This is a genomic window from Maricaulis sp. (assembly GCF_048270265.1).
In the GTDB taxonomy this organism is placed as follows: domain Bacteria; phylum Pseudomonadota; class Alphaproteobacteria; order Caulobacterales; family Maricaulaceae; genus Maricaulis.
On sequence record NZ_JBLWTD010000022.1, the window covers coordinates 36057 to 53337 of the forward strand.

At 63.8% G+C, this 17281-nt stretch carries 16 protein-coding genes, 1 tRNA gene and 1 pseudogene; 8 read left to right on the top strand and 10 right to left on the bottom strand.

The window, feature by feature from the left end:
• Positions 1–41: 41 nt before the first annotated feature.
• On the bottom strand, positions 42–968 hold the full coding sequence (locus tag ACN0YF_RS11685; RefSeq protein WP_417494524.1) for a Gfo/Idh/MocA family protein: 927 nt from the start codon (positions 966–968) through the stop codon (positions 42–44).
• 105 nt (positions 969–1073) lie between these two features.
• Positions 1074–1577 carry a GNAT family N-acetyltransferase gene (locus ACN0YF_RS11690; RefSeq protein WP_417482590.1) on the bottom strand — a complete coding sequence of 168 codons (504 nt, stop codon included), beginning with the start codon at positions 1575–1577 and terminating at the stop codon, positions 1074–1076.
• A gap of 72 nt (positions 1578–1649) precedes the next feature.
• On the opposite strand from ACN0YF_RS11690, the gene ACN0YF_RS11695 reads away from it, so the two are divergent.
• The 3 genes from ACN0YF_RS11695 to ACN0YF_RS11705 all read left to right on the top strand — a co-directional run bounded on the left by ACN0YF_RS11695 (position 1650) and on the right by ACN0YF_RS11705 (position 4206).
• The gene (locus ACN0YF_RS11695; RefSeq protein ID WP_417482591.1) at positions 1650–2402 is read left to right on the top strand and encodes a hypothetical protein; all 753 of its coding nucleotides are present in this window, start codon (positions 1650–1652) and stop codon (positions 2400–2402) included.
• A 22-nt stretch (positions 2403–2424) separates the two neighbouring features.
• On the top strand, positions 2425–3420 hold the full coding sequence (locus ACN0YF_RS11700; RefSeq protein ID WP_417494525.1) for an NADP-dependent oxidoreductase: 996 nt from the start codon (positions 2425–2427) through the stop codon (positions 3418–3420).
• Positions 3421–3939: 519 nt separating this feature from the next.
• On the top strand, positions 3940–4206 hold the full coding sequence (locus ACN0YF_RS11705) for an HU family DNA-binding protein (protein WP_091767795.1): 267 nt from the start codon (positions 3940–3942) through the stop codon (positions 4204–4206).
• A gap of 93 nt (positions 4207–4299) precedes the next feature.
• On the opposite strand, the gene ACN0YF_RS11710 is transcribed toward ACN0YF_RS11705, so the two are convergent.
• From ACN0YF_RS11710 to glmU, 5 genes are read right to left on the bottom strand one after another with little or no spacing between them, the layout of a single operon-like run.
• Positions 4300–5667, bottom strand: coding sequence for a class II 3-deoxy-7-phosphoheptulonate synthase (locus ACN0YF_RS11710; RefSeq protein WP_417483312.1), 1368 nt, complete (start codon positions 5665–5667; stop codon positions 4300–4302).
• 1 nt (position 5668) lies between these two features.
• Positions 5669–7060, bottom strand: coding sequence for a glutathione-disulfide reductase (gene gor / locus ACN0YF_RS11715; protein WP_417494526.1), 1392 nt, complete (start codon positions 7058–7060; stop codon positions 5669–5671).
• 35 nt (positions 7061–7095) lie between these two features.
• The gene (rpiA, locus tag ACN0YF_RS11720; RefSeq protein ID WP_417483314.1) at positions 7096–7797 is read right to left on the bottom strand and encodes a ribose-5-phosphate isomerase RpiA; all 702 of its coding nucleotides are present in this window, start codon (positions 7795–7797) and stop codon (positions 7096–7098) included.
• Positions 7794–9263, bottom strand: coding sequence for an NAD-dependent succinate-semialdehyde dehydrogenase (locus ACN0YF_RS11725; protein WP_417483315.1), 1470 nt, complete (start codon positions 9261–9263; stop codon positions 7794–7796). The genes rpiA and ACN0YF_RS11725 overlap by 4 nt, the downstream gene beginning before the upstream one ends.
• Positions 9260–10618, bottom strand: a complete 1359-nt coding sequence (glmU, locus tag ACN0YF_RS11730) for a bifunctional UDP-N-acetylglucosamine diphosphorylase/glucosamine-1-phosphate N-acetyltransferase GlmU (protein WP_417494527.1) — start codon at positions 10616–10618, stop codon at positions 9260–9262. Before glmU ends, ACN0YF_RS11725 begins: the two co-directional genes overlap by 4 nt.
• Positions 10619–10734: 116 nt before the next feature.
• On the opposite strand from glmU, the gene ACN0YF_RS11735 reads away from it, so the two are divergent.
• A complete protein-coding gene (locus tag ACN0YF_RS11735) occupies positions 10735–11424 on the top strand; it encodes an HAD hydrolase-like protein (RefSeq protein WP_417494528.1) in 690 nt (229 codons plus the stop codon).
• 6 nt (positions 11425–11430) lie between these two features.
• Here ACN0YF_RS11735 and ACN0YF_RS11740 read toward each other — a convergent pair whose 3' ends face one another.
• Positions 11431–11649, bottom strand: a complete 219-nt coding sequence (locus ACN0YF_RS11740) for a phosphoglycolate phosphatase (RefSeq protein ID WP_091767813.1) — start codon at positions 11647–11649, stop codon at positions 11431–11433.
• Positions 11650–11898: 249 nt separating this feature from the next.
• Here ACN0YF_RS11740 and ACN0YF_RS11745 point away from each other — a divergent pair.
• The 4 genes from ACN0YF_RS11745 to ACN0YF_RS11760 all read left to right on the top strand — a co-directional run bounded on the left by ACN0YF_RS11745 (position 11899) and on the right by ACN0YF_RS11760 (position 15875).
• Positions 11899–11973 (top strand) — tRNA-Val (locus ACN0YF_RS11745).
• Between the two features lie 182 nt (positions 11974–12155).
• On the top strand, positions 12156–13196 hold the full coding sequence (locus tag ACN0YF_RS11750) for an extracellular solute-binding protein (protein WP_417494529.1): 1041 nt from the start codon (positions 12156–12158) through the stop codon (positions 13194–13196).
• Between the two features lie 2 nt (positions 13197–13198).
• Complete coding sequence (locus tag ACN0YF_RS11755) at positions 13199–14821, top strand: ABC transporter permease (RefSeq protein ID WP_417494530.1); 1623 nt, start codon at positions 13199–13201, stop codon at positions 14819–14821.
• Positions 14822–14843: 22 nt separating this feature from the next.
• Positions 14844–15875, top strand: coding sequence for an ABC transporter ATP-binding protein (locus tag ACN0YF_RS11760; protein ID WP_417494531.1), 1032 nt, complete (start codon positions 14844–14846; stop codon positions 15873–15875).
• A 21-nt stretch (positions 15876–15896) separates the two neighbouring features.
• On the opposite strand, the gene ACN0YF_RS11765 is transcribed toward ACN0YF_RS11760, so the two are convergent.
• Entirely contained in the window at positions 15897–16796 is a 900-nt protein-coding gene (locus ACN0YF_RS11765; protein WP_417494532.1) for a mechanosensitive ion channel family protein, read from the bottom strand.
• A 205-nt stretch (positions 16797–17001) separates the two neighbouring features.
• A pseudogene (locus ACN0YF_RS11770) lies at positions 17002–17281 on the bottom strand (amino acid dehydrogenase); the annotation flags it as partial.

Genomic DNA, 17281 nt, shown 5'->3' on the forward strand with positions numbered 1-17281 from the left:
ACCCGCGATCTATCCCGCTAAGCTGTGTCCGGCAAGCAATCTCAGGACCCGTAGAGCCGTGCCCCGTCAACGGCACGGGCCGCATCAAGCGCCCGCAGACCGGCAATGCCCGGCACCGCAACCGGGGCACCATCGATCACCGAGGCCAGGAAGGCCTTCACATTGGCGCCGAGCGAGTCGCGCGCCATCTCGGTGTCGGCAAAACCCGGATTGAGCTTGTAGGGCGTGGTGTTCTCAAACGTCTTGGCGATGAAGTCGACATCGACGATGCCCTCTTCGTATTCCACCCGCATCTTGCGATCGCGCTCATGATGCACCCGGCTGGAGATGAGTTCGGCGACGCAGCCGTTTTCAAAGGTCAGTACGGCCTCGGCGATATCGGGATAGCCAAAGCGGCCCTCGTCGACCTTGCCTTCCACCTTCGCCACGGCAGCACCGGCCAGGGCAATCGCGAGATCGAGATCATGGATCATCAGGTCGAGCGTCACCGAGACGTCGAGATTGCGATCCGAGGGCGGGCCCATACGGCGGGCGACAATGCGTTTCGGCGCGACCGGCACCTGGAACAGGCCCATGGCGTTGAAGACGAAGCGTTCCTGGTGTCCGACCTGCAGCACGCAGCCATGGGCGGCGGCGAGCGCGATCAGTTCGCGCGCTTCCTCGACCGAGGAGGCAATCGGCTTCTCGACCAGGACGTGACGGCCCGAAGCCAGGCTGGCGGCGGCAGCCTCGAAATGGTGGATGGCGGGACTGGCGACGGTCAACGCCTCACATTCGGCGATCAGGGCCGCGAGCGTATCGAAGCCCTTGGCGCCATGCTTGGCCGCCAGGGCGCGGGCCCGCTCGAGATCGGGGTCATAGATCCCGACCAGTTCGGCACGCGCGTCACCGGCATATTTGCCGGCATGGAAACCGCCGAACACGCCGGCGCCAACCACGCCCGCCCTGACAATCCTGGATTCAGACATTTTCACGACTTCCCTTGGTCAATACCGGCTGCTTACAAGCGCGCGCGGGGCATTCAAGTCACAGTCACATCAAGGCTTGTTACCCGGCATTGCTGCGGGCGGGGCTCATGCCCCGTCCGTCAGCGCCTTGCTCATGCGGTAATTGTGCAGTTCGACGCCGCGGATGACCGGCGTCTCCTCCGAATCAACCACCCAGTCATTGCGCTCGAACAGGATGCGGGCGCGGGCACTCGCATCGCTGTAGAGGCGGTCCAGGCCGGCTTCGCGGGCATGGGTTTCGAGGCGGTCATACAGGATCTGCGCCACGCCATGGCCGATATGCTCGGGATCGACGAAGGCCAGGTCGAGATAGCCGTCGGTCTTCAGGCTCATGAAGCCAATGATGACCCCGCCCAGTTCGGCAACAAAGACAGTCTGCGGTGTCAGGCGCTTGTCCCAGGCCTCGACTTCCGGCGGAGCCGGTGCCCAGGCAGCACGCTGCTCGGTGGAATATTCCGGTCCCGCGCCTTCGCGCACAGCGCGATAGAACACGCTGGTCAGCGCCGCGATATCGCCGCGCTCGCCCCGGCGGACGACGATCCCGGAGGGATGATTGACGGTGGTCTGCATCGGCTTCAGCCTCCCCTACTTGCGGTCCGGCGATGGCGCTCTACCATGAAGCGACATTGGAGGGGATACCGTGTGACAGACAAGGAGCGATCAAGCCAGACGGATTACGAGCTCGTCGATTCGATCTCCGTTGCCGCCTTTGATGTCGATTCACGCATCTTCCGCACGCTCTGGCACTCGATCATCCACGCGCCCGATGTCGCGCTCGCGGCCATCAAGGGTGACTACACCCGCTATATCTCTCCGATCCGCGTCCTGATCGCCCTGTTCGGGGTCCAGTTTGCCGTCGCCGCCATATTCGGCTCGCCGATGACGCCCTCGGTGGACACCCTGGCACCTGAAGCGGGGCCGGAACGCATGGCCGCCTGGCTCAATGGCCAGGACCCGGCCGCCGTCGACCGGGCGCTCGAGACCGGCGTCAGCCTGATGATCTGGCCGATGACGATCCTGAGCTCGCTGCCCTTCCTGATTCTGCTCAAGCTCTACCGGCCCTCGCTCAAATTCTGGACGCATCTGTGCGTCTTCCTTGTGCCGACCAATGCGAGCACAATCGTCTTCATCCTCCTGTTGCCGGCCCTGACGCTTTCGGACAGCGTGATCTTCATTGCCATGAGCGCGATGCTCGCGGTCTATTTCGTCCTCACCGGCAGATTGATCGCCCGTTTCTATTCCCGTTCCGCACTCGGCACCGCCTTGCGAATCGGTGGACTGATCCTGGCCCTGCCGTTCACCATCATCATCAGCGGCGCGTGTCAGATTCTCGCGGTGTCGTGGATTCTCGACAGCCAGTTCGGTCTCAGCCTGCTAGGCTTGTTTCAATCATAACTTCCAGGAAGGAACTCCCCCCATGAAATCCCGTGAAATCCACCTCAATGCCTATCTCAAGGGCGCACCCAAAGAAGAGAATTATTCGGTCGTCGAAACCGAACTGCCGGCACCGACCGAAGGCCAGATCACCGTTCGCAATCTCTACATCTCGGTCGACCCCTATATGCGCGGCCGGATGAGCGGCATCAAAACCTATATCGACCCGTTCAAACTGGGCGCGGTGATGGAAGGCGGCGCTGTCGGTGAAGTCGTCGAGAGCCGGTTCGAGGGCCTCAAGAAAGGCGACCACGTCATGTCGATGCTCGGCTGGCGCGAAGGCTATACGGCTTCGGGCAAGGCGGTTCAGAAGATCGATACCAGCCTGCTGCCGCCGCAAGCCTTTCTCGGCATTGCCGGCCTGACGGGCCTCACCGCCTATGTCGGCATCAAGCGCTGCCTCGACCTGCAGCCGGGCGAAACCATGTGGATGTCGGCCGGTGCCGGCGCGGTCGGCTCGGCCGGGATCCAGTTCGCCAAGGCGATGGGCGCCAATGTCATCGCCACCGCGGGCGGTGCCGAGAAGTGCGAATACGTCAAATCGATCGGCGCCGACCATGCCATCGACTACAAGGCGACCGATGATCTCACCGCCGCGATCCGCGCTGTGGCACCCCAGGGCGTCGAGACCTATTTCGAGAATGTCGGCGGCACCCACTTCACCGCCGCCCTCAACACGCTGAAGCAGTATGGCCGCATGGCCGCCTGCGGCATGATCCAGCGCTATAATGACGCCGAACCGGCGATGATCCCCGACAACCTCACCTTTATTGTCGGCAAGTCGCTGCGGATCCAGGGCTTCATCGTGTCCGATCACCTCAACATCCAGCCGGAATTCATCAAGGATCTGAGCACCTGGATGATGGAGGGCAAGATCACGCCGGCCGAAACCATCCTGGAAGGGATCGAAAAGGCTCCCGAGGCCTTCACCGGTCTGTTCTCAGGTCTCAACAAGGGCAAGATGCTGGTCAAGATCTAGAGCGGCATAACCAGGCGGGCTCCTGGCCCGCAGCATGAGATGCCAAAGTCCCGGGCTTCACCGAACGAAGCCCGGGACTTTGCCGGCTCCCGCATTTCGGCACACCGCTGACATCGCCCGGCGCGCTAGTGCCGCATCAGCCGCCCGAGCAGCCAGCCGCCGGCGATCGCCGCCAGGACGGCCGCTCCATCCGGGCCCACTCCAAACCAGTCGAACACGAAAAACGTCCCCGCTGCAGCCGCCAGCGCAAGGGGGAGCACGCGAATCGCACGAATCGCGGCGGGCGTATTAGGGTCTGGTTCACCTTGAAACATAGGCTTCCAGGTACGCAATTAAGGGGCCGGAGAGCCTATTTCGGGGTTTTGCCGATAAAAATGCAGCGATTTCGGCCGGATTCACCTGTTGAGGCTTGCAAACAGGCCCGGTTGTTGGCCTTGTTGACCAGTCAACGAACACGCGAAAAACCGGCTAGATGCGATGACCGTGTCGGCCGGAACGCGACAAACTGGGGGGAACCCTATGAACAAGTCAGACCTCGCCAAAGCCGTCAGCGAAAAGACCGGCCTGTCCCGCACTCAAGCGGGCGACGCCGTCGACGCTGCGATCGATGCCATCATCGGTTCGGTCAAAGGCAATGACAGCGTCCAGCTTGCCGGTTTCGGCACGTTCCACGCCAAGCATCGTGAAGCTCGCGAAGTGCGCAATCCGCGTACCGGCGAGAAGATGATGTCGAAGGCTCGCACCCAGGCGGCATTCCGTCCGGCTGCTGCCCTCAAAGATATCTAATCAGCGCTTCACAGCACTGATGAAACGCCGCCCGAAGCAATTCGGGCGGCGTTTTTCTTTGTGCGTCTGGAAGGCGCCCTGAAGCGCCGGCAATCAGGCAGCGTCGACGCTTTGGCTGGTCCGCACCCGCTTGAGCGATTCAGAGATGCGGAAGGCCATGTCGAGCGCCTGCTCGGCATTGAGCCGCGGATCGCAATGGGTGTGATAGCGCGATGCCAGATCGGCCTCGGTGACCGCATTGGCGCCGCCGACACATTCGGTGACATTGCTGCCCGTCATCTCGATATGGACGCCGCCCGGATAGGCACCCTCGGCGTAGAGCACATCCATGAAGCCCTCGAGCTCATTGAGGACGCGCTCGAAATCACGCGTCTTGAAGCCGCTGGCGGTCTTCATCGTATTGCCGTGCATCGGATCGCTCGACCAGACGACCTTGCGCCCGGCACGCGTCACGGCGCGGGCAAGGGCTGGCAGTTTCTCGCGCACATTATTGGCGCCCATCCGGGTGATCAGCACCAGGCGGCCGGCCTCATTGGTCGGGTTGAGGGCATCAATCAGCGCCAGCAGGTCGTCGGGCTGCATGGTCGGGCCACACTTGACCCCGATCGGGTTGGCGATACCGCGGGCATATTCGACATGCGCACCGTCGAGCTGACGCGTCCGCTCACCGATCCAGACCATATGCGCCGAGGTGGCATACCATTGCCCGGAATTGGGATCGCGCCGGGTCAGGGCTTCCTCGAAGGGCAGATGCAGCGCTTCGTGGCTGGTGAAGAAGTCCACCGTCTCCAGCGACGGCGCACTGTCACGACCGACGCCGCAGGCCTTCATGAAGGCCAGCGCTTCGGAAATCCGGTTGGCCGTCTCGACATAGCGCTCATTGGCGGGACTGTCCTTGACGTAGTCGAGGGTCCACTGGTGCACATTGTTCAGGTCGGCATAGCCGCCCGAGGCAAAGGCCCGCAGCAGGTTCATCGTCGAGGCCGACTGGTCATAGGCGCGCAGAAGACGCTGCGGATCGGGCTGACGCCCTTCCGGCGTGAAGGCCATGTCATTGACACTGTCGCCGCGGTAGCTCGGCAGGGAGACACCGTCGATGGTTTCCATATCGGCCGAACGCGGCTTGGCAAACTGGCCGGCGATCCGGCCCAGCTTCACCACCGGTTTCGAGGCGGCAAAAGTCAGCACGACGGCCATCTGCAGCAGGACACGGAACGTATCGCGCACGCCCTCGGTCGAGAATTCCTTGAAGCTCTCGGCGCAATCGCCGCCCTGCAGCAGGAAGGCGTTACCCGCCGAGACATCGGCCAATTGGCGCCGCAAGCGCCGCGCCTCGCCGGCAAACACAAGCGCCGGACGATTGGCCAGTTCGGCAATGGCCCTGTCGAGCGCAGCCGGGTCGGCATAATTGGGCATTTGCTCAACGCGTTTGGAACGCCATGAATTCGGGGACCAGGTCATATCACTCAGCATCTTTCAATTCGGGCGGCGACCATTTTTCCTTCATGGTCACCAGTTCTTCGGCACTGGTCGGATGCACGGCGCAGGCCATGTCGAATTGCGCCTTGCTCAGCCCCGCCTTGACGGCAATCGCCGCCATCTGGATCATTTCCGGAGCATCCGGCCCGACAATATGCACGCCAAGCACCCGGTCTGTCTCCCCATCGACGACAAGTTTCATCAACATACGACTTGCGTCATTGGTGAGCGAAAGTTTCATGGGCCGGAATGTGGTCTTGTAAATGTCGACCTGCGCAAAGGATTTGCGCGCATCGGCCTCCGAGAGGCCGACCGAACCAACCGGCGGCTGGGTGAAGACCGCCGAGGCGATGTCATTGTGATCATAGGCCGTCGGATGGCCGCCGAATACCGTCGCCGCAAAGGCGGCGCCCTCGCGGATCGCGACCGGGGTCAGATTGACCCGGTTGGTGACATCGCCGACGGCATAGATATTCGGCGCCGTCGTCTGGGAATAGGGGTCGACCTTGATCGCGCCGCGGGCGTCCAGCTCGACGCCGGCCTTTTCCAGCCCCAGCCCGACGACGTGCGGGTCACGGCCAACGGCATACATCACCACATCGGCATCGACATGGGTGCCGTTGGAAAGCTGGACACGTTTCATCCCGTTGCCAAGATCGGTGATCTTCTCGAACACGGCATGGGTGATGACGCGCACGCCGGAATGAACCAGTTCCTCATGGACATGGCTGCGGACATCATCATCGAAGCCGCGCAGCACCGTATCGCCGCGATAGACCTGGCAGACCTGGGATCCCATGCCGGCAAAGATCTGGGCGAATTCGCAGGCGATATAGCCGCCACCGGCGATCACGACATGCTTGGGCAGGCTTTCGAGATGGAAGGCCTCATTGGAGGAAATTCCCAGCTCATGGCCTTCGATATCGGTCGGCGCGAAAGGCGTGCCGCCGGTCGCGACCAGGATCTTGTCGGCGGTGACCGTCTTGCCGGATTTGACCAGGCGCAGAGTATGCGCGTCCTCGAACACGGCCCGGTCCTCGATGATCTCGACACCGGAATTGGACAGATTGCGCCAGTAAATCCCCGACAGGCGATCGATCTCGGCGTCCTTGGCGGCGATCAGCTTTTCCCAATCGAATGTGGGTTTGCCAACCGACCAGCCATAGCTTTCCGCCAGCTTGAACGTCTTGGCGAATTCACTGGCATAGACGAGAAATTTCTTCGGCACGCAGCCGCGAATGACGCAAGTGCCGCCGACCCGGTATTCCTCGGCAATCGCCACCTTGCCGGCGCCGTGCTGGCGCGCCATGCGAGCCGCGCGAACACCGCCGGAACCGGCACCGATCACGAAGAGGTCGTAGTCATATTGCGTCATGTCGCTATCCATTTTCGTCCGGTTCAGCGTGAACCCTATAATTCCAGCACGCGCGCTTCGGTGTCCTCACCGACAATCACCACACGGGCGAGGCCGATGAAGAGGCCGTGCTCGACCACACCCGGCAGGGCCTTGAGCCGGTAATCGACCATCGCCGCATCGGGGATGGTGCCACAGGCGCAATCGAGAATGTAATGGCCGCCATCGGTGACGAACGGGTCGAGCCCGTCACCCTTGCGGCGCAGCTGCACGTCCGGCTTGGCAATGCCGCAGGCGCGCAACACGTCATAAATCTGCTTGGCGGTGATGGAGAAGCCGAAACGGTCGACTTCGACCGGCAGGGCGAAACGCCCCAGCTTCGAGACCAGCTTGCTCTCATCGATCACCACGATCATCAGATCGGAGGCATGGGCGATGATCTTCTCGCGCAACAGACAACCGCCGCCGCCCTTGATCAGCTGGAAATGGCCATCGACCTCGTCGGCGCCGTCAACGGTCACCGAGATATGATTGACATGATCGACATCGATCAGCGGCACGCCGACTTCAAGCGCCAGCGCCTCTGTGCGGGCCGAGGTCGGCACCGCCTTCACCCGCAGGCCGTCCTTGATGCGCTCGCCGAGCAGACGCACGAAGATCTCCGCCGTCGAGCCGGAGCCGAGCCCCAGCGTCATGCCGTCCTCGACATAGGCCAGCGCCGCTTCGGCGGCGAAGGTTTTCTGGCGATCGGCACTCATGCCTGCACTCCGCCGAGCAGGACGTATTTGAGCTCGGAGAATTCCTCGACACCCCATTTGCCGCCTTCGCGGCCGATGCCCGATTCCTTCATGCCGCCAAACGGCGTCGAGGCTGATCCGACCATCGGCGCATTGACGCCGATCATGCCGTAATCGAGCCCTTCGGTGATGCGATAAACCCGGTTGACGTCGCGGGTATAGACATAGGCAGCAAGCCCGTAGGGCGTGTCATTGGCGAGACGGAGAATCTCTTCCTCGGTATCGACCCGATAGATCGAGGCGACCGGTCCGAAAATCTCGAAACAGGCCAGCTCCATGGTCGGATTGCCACCCTCGATCAGGGTCGGCGCATAGAAGGCACCGCCGAGTTCATCGGTGAGCGGATGGCCGCCGGTGACGATACGTGCGCCGTTCTCGCGAGCATTGCGTACCAGGGCATCGACGCGGGCGACGGCTTCATGGTGGATCAGCGGACCGAGATCGGACGCGCCGTCAAACCCGTCGCCAGGCTTGAGCTTCGAGACACGCGCCTCGAGTGCCGCAACGAATCGGTCAGCGATCGAGCTCTGCACGATGATGCGGTTGGCCGAAACGCAGGTCTGTCCGGAGACGCGGAATTTCGAAGCGATGACGCCATCGGCGGCCGCTTCGAGATCGGCGTCATCCATCACGATGAAGGGTGCATTGCCGCCCAGCTCGAGCGCGACACGCTTCACGCCCTCGGCGGCCTGGCGCATCAGCAGCTTGCCGACCGCAGTCGAACCGGTGAAGCCGATCATCTTGACCTCGGGCGCACCGGTCAGCACCGGGCCGAGAACCTGGGCATCGCCGCAGATCACGTTGAAGACACCGTCCGGGATGCCGGCCTGCCGCGCCAGTTCAGCCAGGGCGAGCGCCGAGAGCGGTGTTTCCGGCGCCGGCTTGATCACCATGGTGCAACCGGCGGCCAGGGCCGGGGCGCATTTGCGCGTGATCATCGCATTGGGGAAATTCCACGGCGTGATGCAGGCCACGACACCAACAGGCTGATGAATGGTCCAGCCGCGTGAATTCGGGAAAGGCGGCTGCATGGTCTCGCCATGGATACGCTTGGCTTCCTCGGCCGACCATTCGATGAAGGACGCACCATAGACCACCTCGCCCAACGCCTCGCGCTGGGTCTTGCCCATCTCGAGGGTGATCAGCGTGGCGAGGTCGGCGGAATTCTCGAGGATCAGCTGATGCCAGCGCATCAACAGGCGGCTGCGCTCGAATGGCGAGGTCGTCTTCCAGGTCTTGAAGGCTGTCGCTGCGGCGGCGATCGCCGACCGCGCGCCATCGGCGCCGACATCACCGATCTCGGCAATGGTCTCGTTATTGGCCGGATTGAGGATCCGCGTCGCGCCCTCGCCCTGGACCCAGCTCCCGTCGATAAACGAGGCGGTGCGATACAGTGATTTGTCCTTGAGACGGTCTGCAACACTCATGAAGCCGTGTCCTTCTTGGCTTTTCGGGTCAATCTGGCGCGGCGGAAGCGGGCCGCCCAGCCATCCTTGTTCGTTTGCTCTGCCCGAGCCAGGGCCAGCGCGTCGGCGGGAACGTCCTCGGTGATGACACCGCCTGATCCGGTCATGGCACCGGCGCCGACCGTGACCGGCGCGACGAGGCTGGTATTCGAGCCGATAAAGGCCCCTTCACCGATAACTGTGCGGTATTTGCCGAAGCCGTCGTAATTGCAGGTGATCGTCCCGGCACCGACATTGGCGCCGGCACCGATGCTGGCATCCCCTACATAGGAGAGGTGGTTGACTTTCGCACCCTCTCCCAGCTGCGACTTTTTGATCTCGACGAAATTGCCGACCTTGGCCTTCACGCCAATTTCCGCACCGGGGCGCAGGCGCGCATAGGGGCCGATATGAGCCCCCTCGCCGACCGTCGCGCCCTCGAGATGCGAGAAGGCATGGATCACCGCATCCTCACCGACCGCCACGCCGGGTCCGAAGACGACATTCGGTTCGATGATGACATCGCGTGCGATCTGCGTATCCCAGGAGAAGAAGACCGTTTCGGGCGCTACCAGGGTAACGCCGGCATTCATCGCCTCGCGGCGCATGCGGGTCTGGAACGAGGCCTCGGCGGCGGCGAGATCAACGCGTGAATTGACCCCGAGCACTTCACCGGCGCTGGCATTGACGACAACAGCCTTCAGCCCGCGTGAGCGGGCGAGGCCGACAACATCGGTGAGGTAGTATTCGCCATTGGCATTGTCATTGCCGACTTCGCCAAGCAGCTCGAACATCAGGCGCGCCGACGCTGCCAGCATGCCTGAATTGCACAGGCCGATCGCCCGCTCCGCCTCGTTGGCATCCTTGAATTCCACGATACGGTCGAGATCACCGTCAGCATTGAGCACCAGGCGGCCATAGGCCCCCGGATCACCCGGCTCGAAACCGATCGCCACCACATCGGCACCGCCCTCCAGTGCCGCAAACACCGCCTCGACGGTCGCAGACCGGATCAGCGGCATGTCGGCCGGCAAGACGATCATGTCCCCGTCAAAGTCTTCCAGCGCCGGGTGCGCGGCCAGAACGGCATGGCCCGTCCCCAGCGGCGGATCCTGAAGGGCCGTCTGCGCACCGAGCGAAGCGGCGGCATCACCCACGGCGGGCGAATGGGCACCATAGACCGTCACAACCCGTTCCACGCCGGAGGAGCGCGCCGCATCAATCGCCCATTCGAGCATGGGGCGTCCCCCGACCGAATGCAGCAGCTTGACGGTCTTCGACTTCATCCGTGTGCCCTGTCCGGCAGCAAGGATGACGGCGGCACGGGATCGAGACATGGGTTACCCTCTTCCACTGCAGGCGCGTTTGGACATGTGTCACGGCGCTATAGCCTATCGAGCGATAGCGCGTAACCATACAGCCTCGCCTGCCCCTGTTTGAAAGTGCAAATCACATGTCCGACCCGCTCGACCCAGATCTGTTCGCCACCGCCTCGATCGCCTTCGACCTCGACGGCACCCTGGTCGATACCGCACCCGACCTGGTGCGGGCGCTCAACGGGGTGATCACACCGCTCGGGCTGACGCCGGTTCCGGTCCGGGATGTCCGCGCCATGGTCGGACGCGGCGCCCAGGCGCTGATCGAACGCGCCTATGCCAGCCAGCAACGCCCGCTGGAGCCGGCACAGACGGCCGAGCTGCTGGCCCGCTTCATCGAGATCTATCAGGCTGATATTGCAGCCGACAGCCAGCTCTTCCCCGGCGTGGAGACGACCCTGACGCGGCTGCAGGACGCAGGCGCCACGCTATCAGTCTGCACCAACAAGCTGTCGGTCCTGTCGGATTTGCTGATCGCCGAATTCGGGCTGACCGGTTATTTCGCCCGCATCATCGGGCCGGATCGCACGACAGCGAAAAAACCTGCCGCCGATCATGTCCACACCGCACTGGGCCAGGGACATCGGCGCGCCGCGATGGTCGGCGACAGTGCACCCGATGTGGACGCAGCCCGCGCTGCGGGCGTGCCGAGCATCGTGATGAGCTATGGCTACAGCGAAGCACCGGCCGGCTCCTTGGGAGCCGACCGGTTGCTGCATGATTTTGATGATATTCCGGGGGCGCTCGCCAAAATCTGGCAAGCGTAGTTCTGATCAGGCGGAGCGACGTTCGCGACCGACATCATTGGCAGGCCGCGTCGGCATGCCATTGACCAGGTTAGACCGCACATCGGTGCGGGCAGAACGCATGGCAGGCATGAAGCCAGCTTCAACGAGATCAACATTCACGTCATAGCCACGCTCGGCCCAGTAAGCTTCAATACGAGCTTTAAGACGGCGCGCGCCCTCTGGCGTGCACAGATCGTTATTCATGAACAATACCTCCAATACGACCGAAGCTTCCCTCGGCCGGGAATTGCGTCCAATCTGATGATAATAGTCGCCGGTGCGCTGGATGCGCCTCCGGTTCGGAAGGGCTGATATAGGGATGACGCTTCCATGACGAGGCAAAACTAGTGTGTCAAGTTGTCGCACCTTGGTCATGGGGCAGGTGCAGATCGGCATGCACACGGAGTTGACCGGCCCTAAGCGCGTGCTTATACGAGCGCTTTCCGGGATACCGGGCGATTAGCTCAGCGGGAGAGCACCTCGTTCACACCGAGGGGGTCACTGGTTCAATCCCAGTATCGCCCACCATTTCCACCCTCCACACAGTTCAAGACAGGCGTGCCGGATCGCGTGCTGCAAGGCGATTCTGTCATCGGTTCCGCCCCGCGGCGGCCGATCCGCACATTCGTCTGCAGCTCTGGCGCGGACGCTACTTGCGAAACGTTCTCATAAATGAGAGGAGAGAGGCTGATCTGTTGATTGGGTGATACATGAAATCTGCAAGCCTCCTCGCTCTGGGTGCCAGCATTGTGCTGACAGCCTGTTCGCAACCCGCCATGGATGACGGCGACAGCGCCCGCGTCGTCAATGTCTACAGCGCCCGGCACTATTCCAGCGACGATGCGATCTATGAAGCCTTCACCGAGCAGACCGGAATCGCCGTCAATCTGGTGACCGCCGGCGGCGACCAGTTGATCGAGCGGGTCCGCGCCGATGGTGAGCGCAGCCCGGCCGACGTCATCATCACCGTCGACGCCGCCCGCCTGCACCGCGCCGAAGAGGCTGGCCTGTTTGCGCAAACCGATTTCGGTGACCTCACGGCCGACATCCCGGCCAATCTTGTCGACCCGCAGGGCTATTGGGTCTCCTTCGCCAAGCGCGCCCGCGTCATCGCCTATTCCAATACGCGCGTTCAGCCCGGCGAGATCGAGACCTATGAAGACCTCGCCGATCCGCGCTGGCAGGGCCGCATCTGCGTCCGCTCAAGCGGCAATGCCTATAATCAGTCCCTGCTCGCCTCCATCATCGCGCGCTCCGGCGACGAGGCCGCGGAAGCCTGGGCCCAGGGCGTTGTCGACAACATGGCCCGCGCGCCCCAGGGCGGCGACACCACCCAGCTCGAGGGCATTGCCGCCGGGGAGTGTGATCTGGCTGTTGTGAACCATTATTATTACGCACTGATGGTGAATTCCGATGAGCCGGCCCGCCGGGCCGCAGCCGCGACGGTTTCGCTGCTCTTCCCCAACCAGCAGACCTCGGGCACGCATATCAATGTCTCCGGTGCCGGCATCGCGGCGAATGCGCCGCATCCGGACGAGGCGCGTGCGCTGATCGACTTCTTCTTCAGCCCCGACGCCCAGCGCATGTTCGCCGAAATGACCAATGAAATCCCGGTCATCGCCGATACGCCGTGGGAAAACCCGACGCTGGCCGCGATGCTCCCCTTCACCGGGGATGAGCGCAATGTCTCCGAACTGGGCGATCACAACGCCACCGCCCAGCGCATTTTCGACCGGGTTGGCTGGCAATAGCGATGGCGGCAGCGGCCCGTTCACTCCGGCGTCATGCCTGGCTGCCGCGCCGCACGCTTTGGCTGGCGGTGCTGGCGGCGACCCTGTGCGCGGCGCCGGTGCTGGCTGTGGCCTGGATCGCGCTGACCGGTGAGACCGGCGACTATCTGCGCCACCTCGCCGGCACGCGCCTGCCGACCTACCTCGCCACCTCAGCCGTCGTCGCCCTCATCGCCGCTGCCGGGTCCGGACTGATCGGAACCGGGCTTGGCTGGTTGATGGCCCGCACGAACTTTTTCGGCCGTCGCACACTGGGCTGGATCCTGATCTTGCCGCTGGCGGTTCCCGCCTATGTCGCCGCCTATGCCTGGCTTGATCTCAGCCATGCCGGCGGCCCCCTGCAGGCGATGACAGGCGGGCTCTTCCCCACGATACGCGGCAGCTGGGGCGCGGGGCTGATGTTTGCCTTCGTGCTCTACCCCTATGTCTATCTGCTCGCGCGCAATGCCTTCGCCGCACAATCGGCCGATGCCTATAATGCCGCCCGCACGCTCGGCGCCGGACCGTTCAACGCCTTCTGGCGCACCTCCCTGCCCATGGCACGCCCGGCCATCGCTGCCGGCCTTGCGCTGGTGGTGATGGAGAGCCTGGCCGATTACGGCACCGTCTCCCATCTCGGCGCCCCGACCCTGTCGATCGGCCTGATCCGCGCCTGGAGCGGTGCCGGTTCGCTGGTCGATGCCGCCCGGCTCTCGCTGGTCCTGGTCCTGGTGGCGATCTTCGTGTTCGGGCTGGAACGCGCCCAGCGCAGCCGCGCCCGCAACATCAACGCTGCCGGACGCCACAAGCCGGCCCCGCGGCTCCAGCTCACCGGCATGACGGCGCTGGCCGCGCTCTTCGCCTGCTTGTTGCCGCTTCTGCTCGGCATGATCATCCCGCTCGGGCGGCTGGGCTGGCTGGCCCTGCGCACCGAAGCCGCAAGCGGGCTAGCCGCCGCCAGCCTGCACAGCCTCACCCTGGCCGGCATCACAGCCCTGATCGCGGCCGCACTCGGCCTGGGCACCGCCTACGCCCTGCGCAGCCGCACCGCGATCGCCACCCTGGCCGCCCGCGCCGCCGGGCTGGGCTATGCCGTGCCCGGCGCGGTGGCGGCTGTCGGCGTGATTGCGCTTCTGTCCGGCACCCAGGCCCTGATCGACCCGGCCTGGCGCGCCTTGACCGGCGAGATCTTCCCGATCCTGCTCACCAGCACCGGCGCCGCCCTGGTCCTGGCCTATCTCTCGCGCTTTGCCGCCGCCGCGATCAGCCCGGCGGAGACTGCCCTGGCGCGCGTCACCCCGTCGCTCGACGGCGCCGCCCGCACGCTGGGCGCAACGCCCCGCCGCAGGGTCTGGCAGATCCACTGGCCTCTGATCGCCGCCGGGGTCACCTCGGCCGGCCTGCTGGTCTTCGTGGAGGTGCTCAAGGAATTGCCGGCAACCATGATCCTGCGGCCATTCAACTATGACACCCTGGCGATCATCGCCCATAATTTCGCCAGCGATGAGCGACTGGGTGAAGCCGCCCTGCCCTCGCTCCTGATCCCGCTGGTCGCCCTGCTTCCCATGATCTTTGTCGCCCGCTACCTGTCACGGCAGGATCGCTAGAATGCCGCCCGGGAGAGTCCGCATGACGGACGCACAGACAGTGTTGAGCATTCGCGGTGCCGAGCATCGCTACCGCGCCGACCATGCCGCGCTGGCGGGGGCCGATCTCGACCTGCATGCCGGCCGCATCACCGCCCTGCTCGGCCCCTCGGGCAGCGGCAAATCCACCCTGTTGCGCGCCATTGCCGGCCTTGAACGCTTGGACGCCGGCTCGATCCGGCTGGGCGACACCATCTGGAATGACAGCCACACCCATCTGCCGCCGGAAGCGCGCCGGGTCGGCATGGTGTTCCAGGATTACGCCCTCTTTCCGCACATGACGGCGCTCGCCAATGTCGCCTTCGGCCTCTCCGGCCTCGACAAGAAGGCACGCGCCCTGGCCCAGCTGGAGGCGGCCGAGCTTGGCCATCGCGCCAGGGCCTATCCGCATGAACTCTCAGGCGGTGAGCAGCAGCGTGTCGCGCTCGCACGCGCATTGGCGCCCCAGCCGGCTGTCGTGCTGCTGGACGAGCCTTTCTCCGGTCTTGACCGCCGACTACGCGGAGAACTGCGCGAACGCACTGTGGACACGCTGAGGGCCGCCAGAACGACGGCGCTGATTGTCACCCATGATGCCGAGGAAGCCATGGCCGTGGCCGACCAGCTGGCCCTGATGGACGCAGGGCGGATCATCCAGACCGGTGCCCCGGATGATGTGTGGATGAACCCGGTCAGCGCCACCGCGGCGAAACTGCTCGGCGATGTCGAAATCATTGCAAGCCGCGTCAGCGGCGGTCAGGCCGAGACGCCATTCGGTGCGGTCGACGCGCCGGGTCTTGCAGCCGGCCAACCGGTCAGCGTGCTGATCCGGCCGCGCGCCTTCATGCTGACGCCCGACGAGAATGGCGGCTTCACCATCACCCGCCGCCGCTCGGCCGGACCGCACCTGAACCACCGCTTTGCCGGCGCGACCGGCGAATGGACAGCGCAGACGCCGGCCCCCTCGGCGCTGGCTGAAGGCGACCGGGTGAATGTGGTGCTGGATCCGGTCTATGTCCGGGTCGTGGCGGCCTGACAGCGGGACACTGCCCGGCCTCTATTTCCCGCCCGGCTTGCCGCCCGGCCAGGACAGGCTCAGGCTCGGCTTCACCGCTTCAGGGCGGTCCTCGACCTCGAAACTGACGGCGACCATCCACGACTTGTAATCCGGATCGGTCTTGAGGAAATTTGCAACGACTTCCTCACGATAGATGGTCTCGATCGGTTGGCTGCGCCCCGGCCAGATGCGGAATTTGATGCGCACGAACTCCCGCCCCGACGACAGCCGAACACGGCCGGCATTGGACGGGCGCGACAGGAATATCCCGGGGAATTGCTCGTGAAACCCGTGCATCAGGCTGGTCGCCCGCTCCTCGGCCACATCGCGCGTCGCCGCGTCACCGGTCAGGGTGACATCGACGATGCAGCGGATATAGCCGCGCGGGTAATTGATCACATTGGTGATGGTGCGATTGGGAATGAAGACACTGGCACCCATCGGGTTTTCCAGCTCGACAAAGCGCATGCTGATATTCTTCACGATGCCGGTCTGGGTCGAAATTTCCACCAGGTCACCGACATCCAGCAAATCGGAGAAGATGAAGGTCACGCCGTTGACGAGATCCTGGACCACGCCCTGGGAGCCGAAACCGATCGCCAGGCCGATGACCGAGGCGCTGGCCATATAGGCCGTCAGAGAGACGCCAAACTCGCGCAGGACAAAACCCACCGTCAGAAAATAGACCGTGAAGATGGTCGCGCTCGCCGCCATCGAGGTGACCGAACGGAGCTTGGAATATTTGCGCTCGGTGCGTGAGGCGATGATGTGGTCGGCGATGAAGCGGATGGCCAGCACCAGGAGGGTCGACAGCCCGGCGACGAGCGCAAAGGCCAGCAGCCGGACCCACATCGGGGCGCTCGCCAGGCCGTCGGAAAAAATGACGGAGAACGTCTCCAAGGCCTGCCTCCTGCCGATCTCACCGGGTGTGTCCCCGACACGGCCCTTGCCGTGCAGCGCATCACGCCCGGTCAGGCCATGATCGCTGGTCCGGAGATCGCCGCATCTGCGGCGTCAGGTCAAGCCTTTCAACCGGCACAAACAAGATCGCCCCCACCTTGCGGCAGGGGCGAGTTGTACGCGTCTGGCTTTCTAGCCCGGTGGCTCAGGCCACTTTCGACATCTTGGCGGCACGCTTTTCCTCGATGCGCTGACGGGCAATCTCGTCGGCGATCAGGTTGGAAGGACGGCCTTCCTTGTCGGACTGGTCGAGAATTTCGCCCAGGGTCTTTTCAAGACCGACCAGCTTGCCCTGCACCCAGGCCGGGTCGAAATCGCCGGTGATCTCGCCCATGACATTGATGATGCCGCCGGCATTGAGCACGTAATCGGGCGCATACACGATGCCACGCTTCATGATCTCGGCGCCCATATCGCGGGTCGAG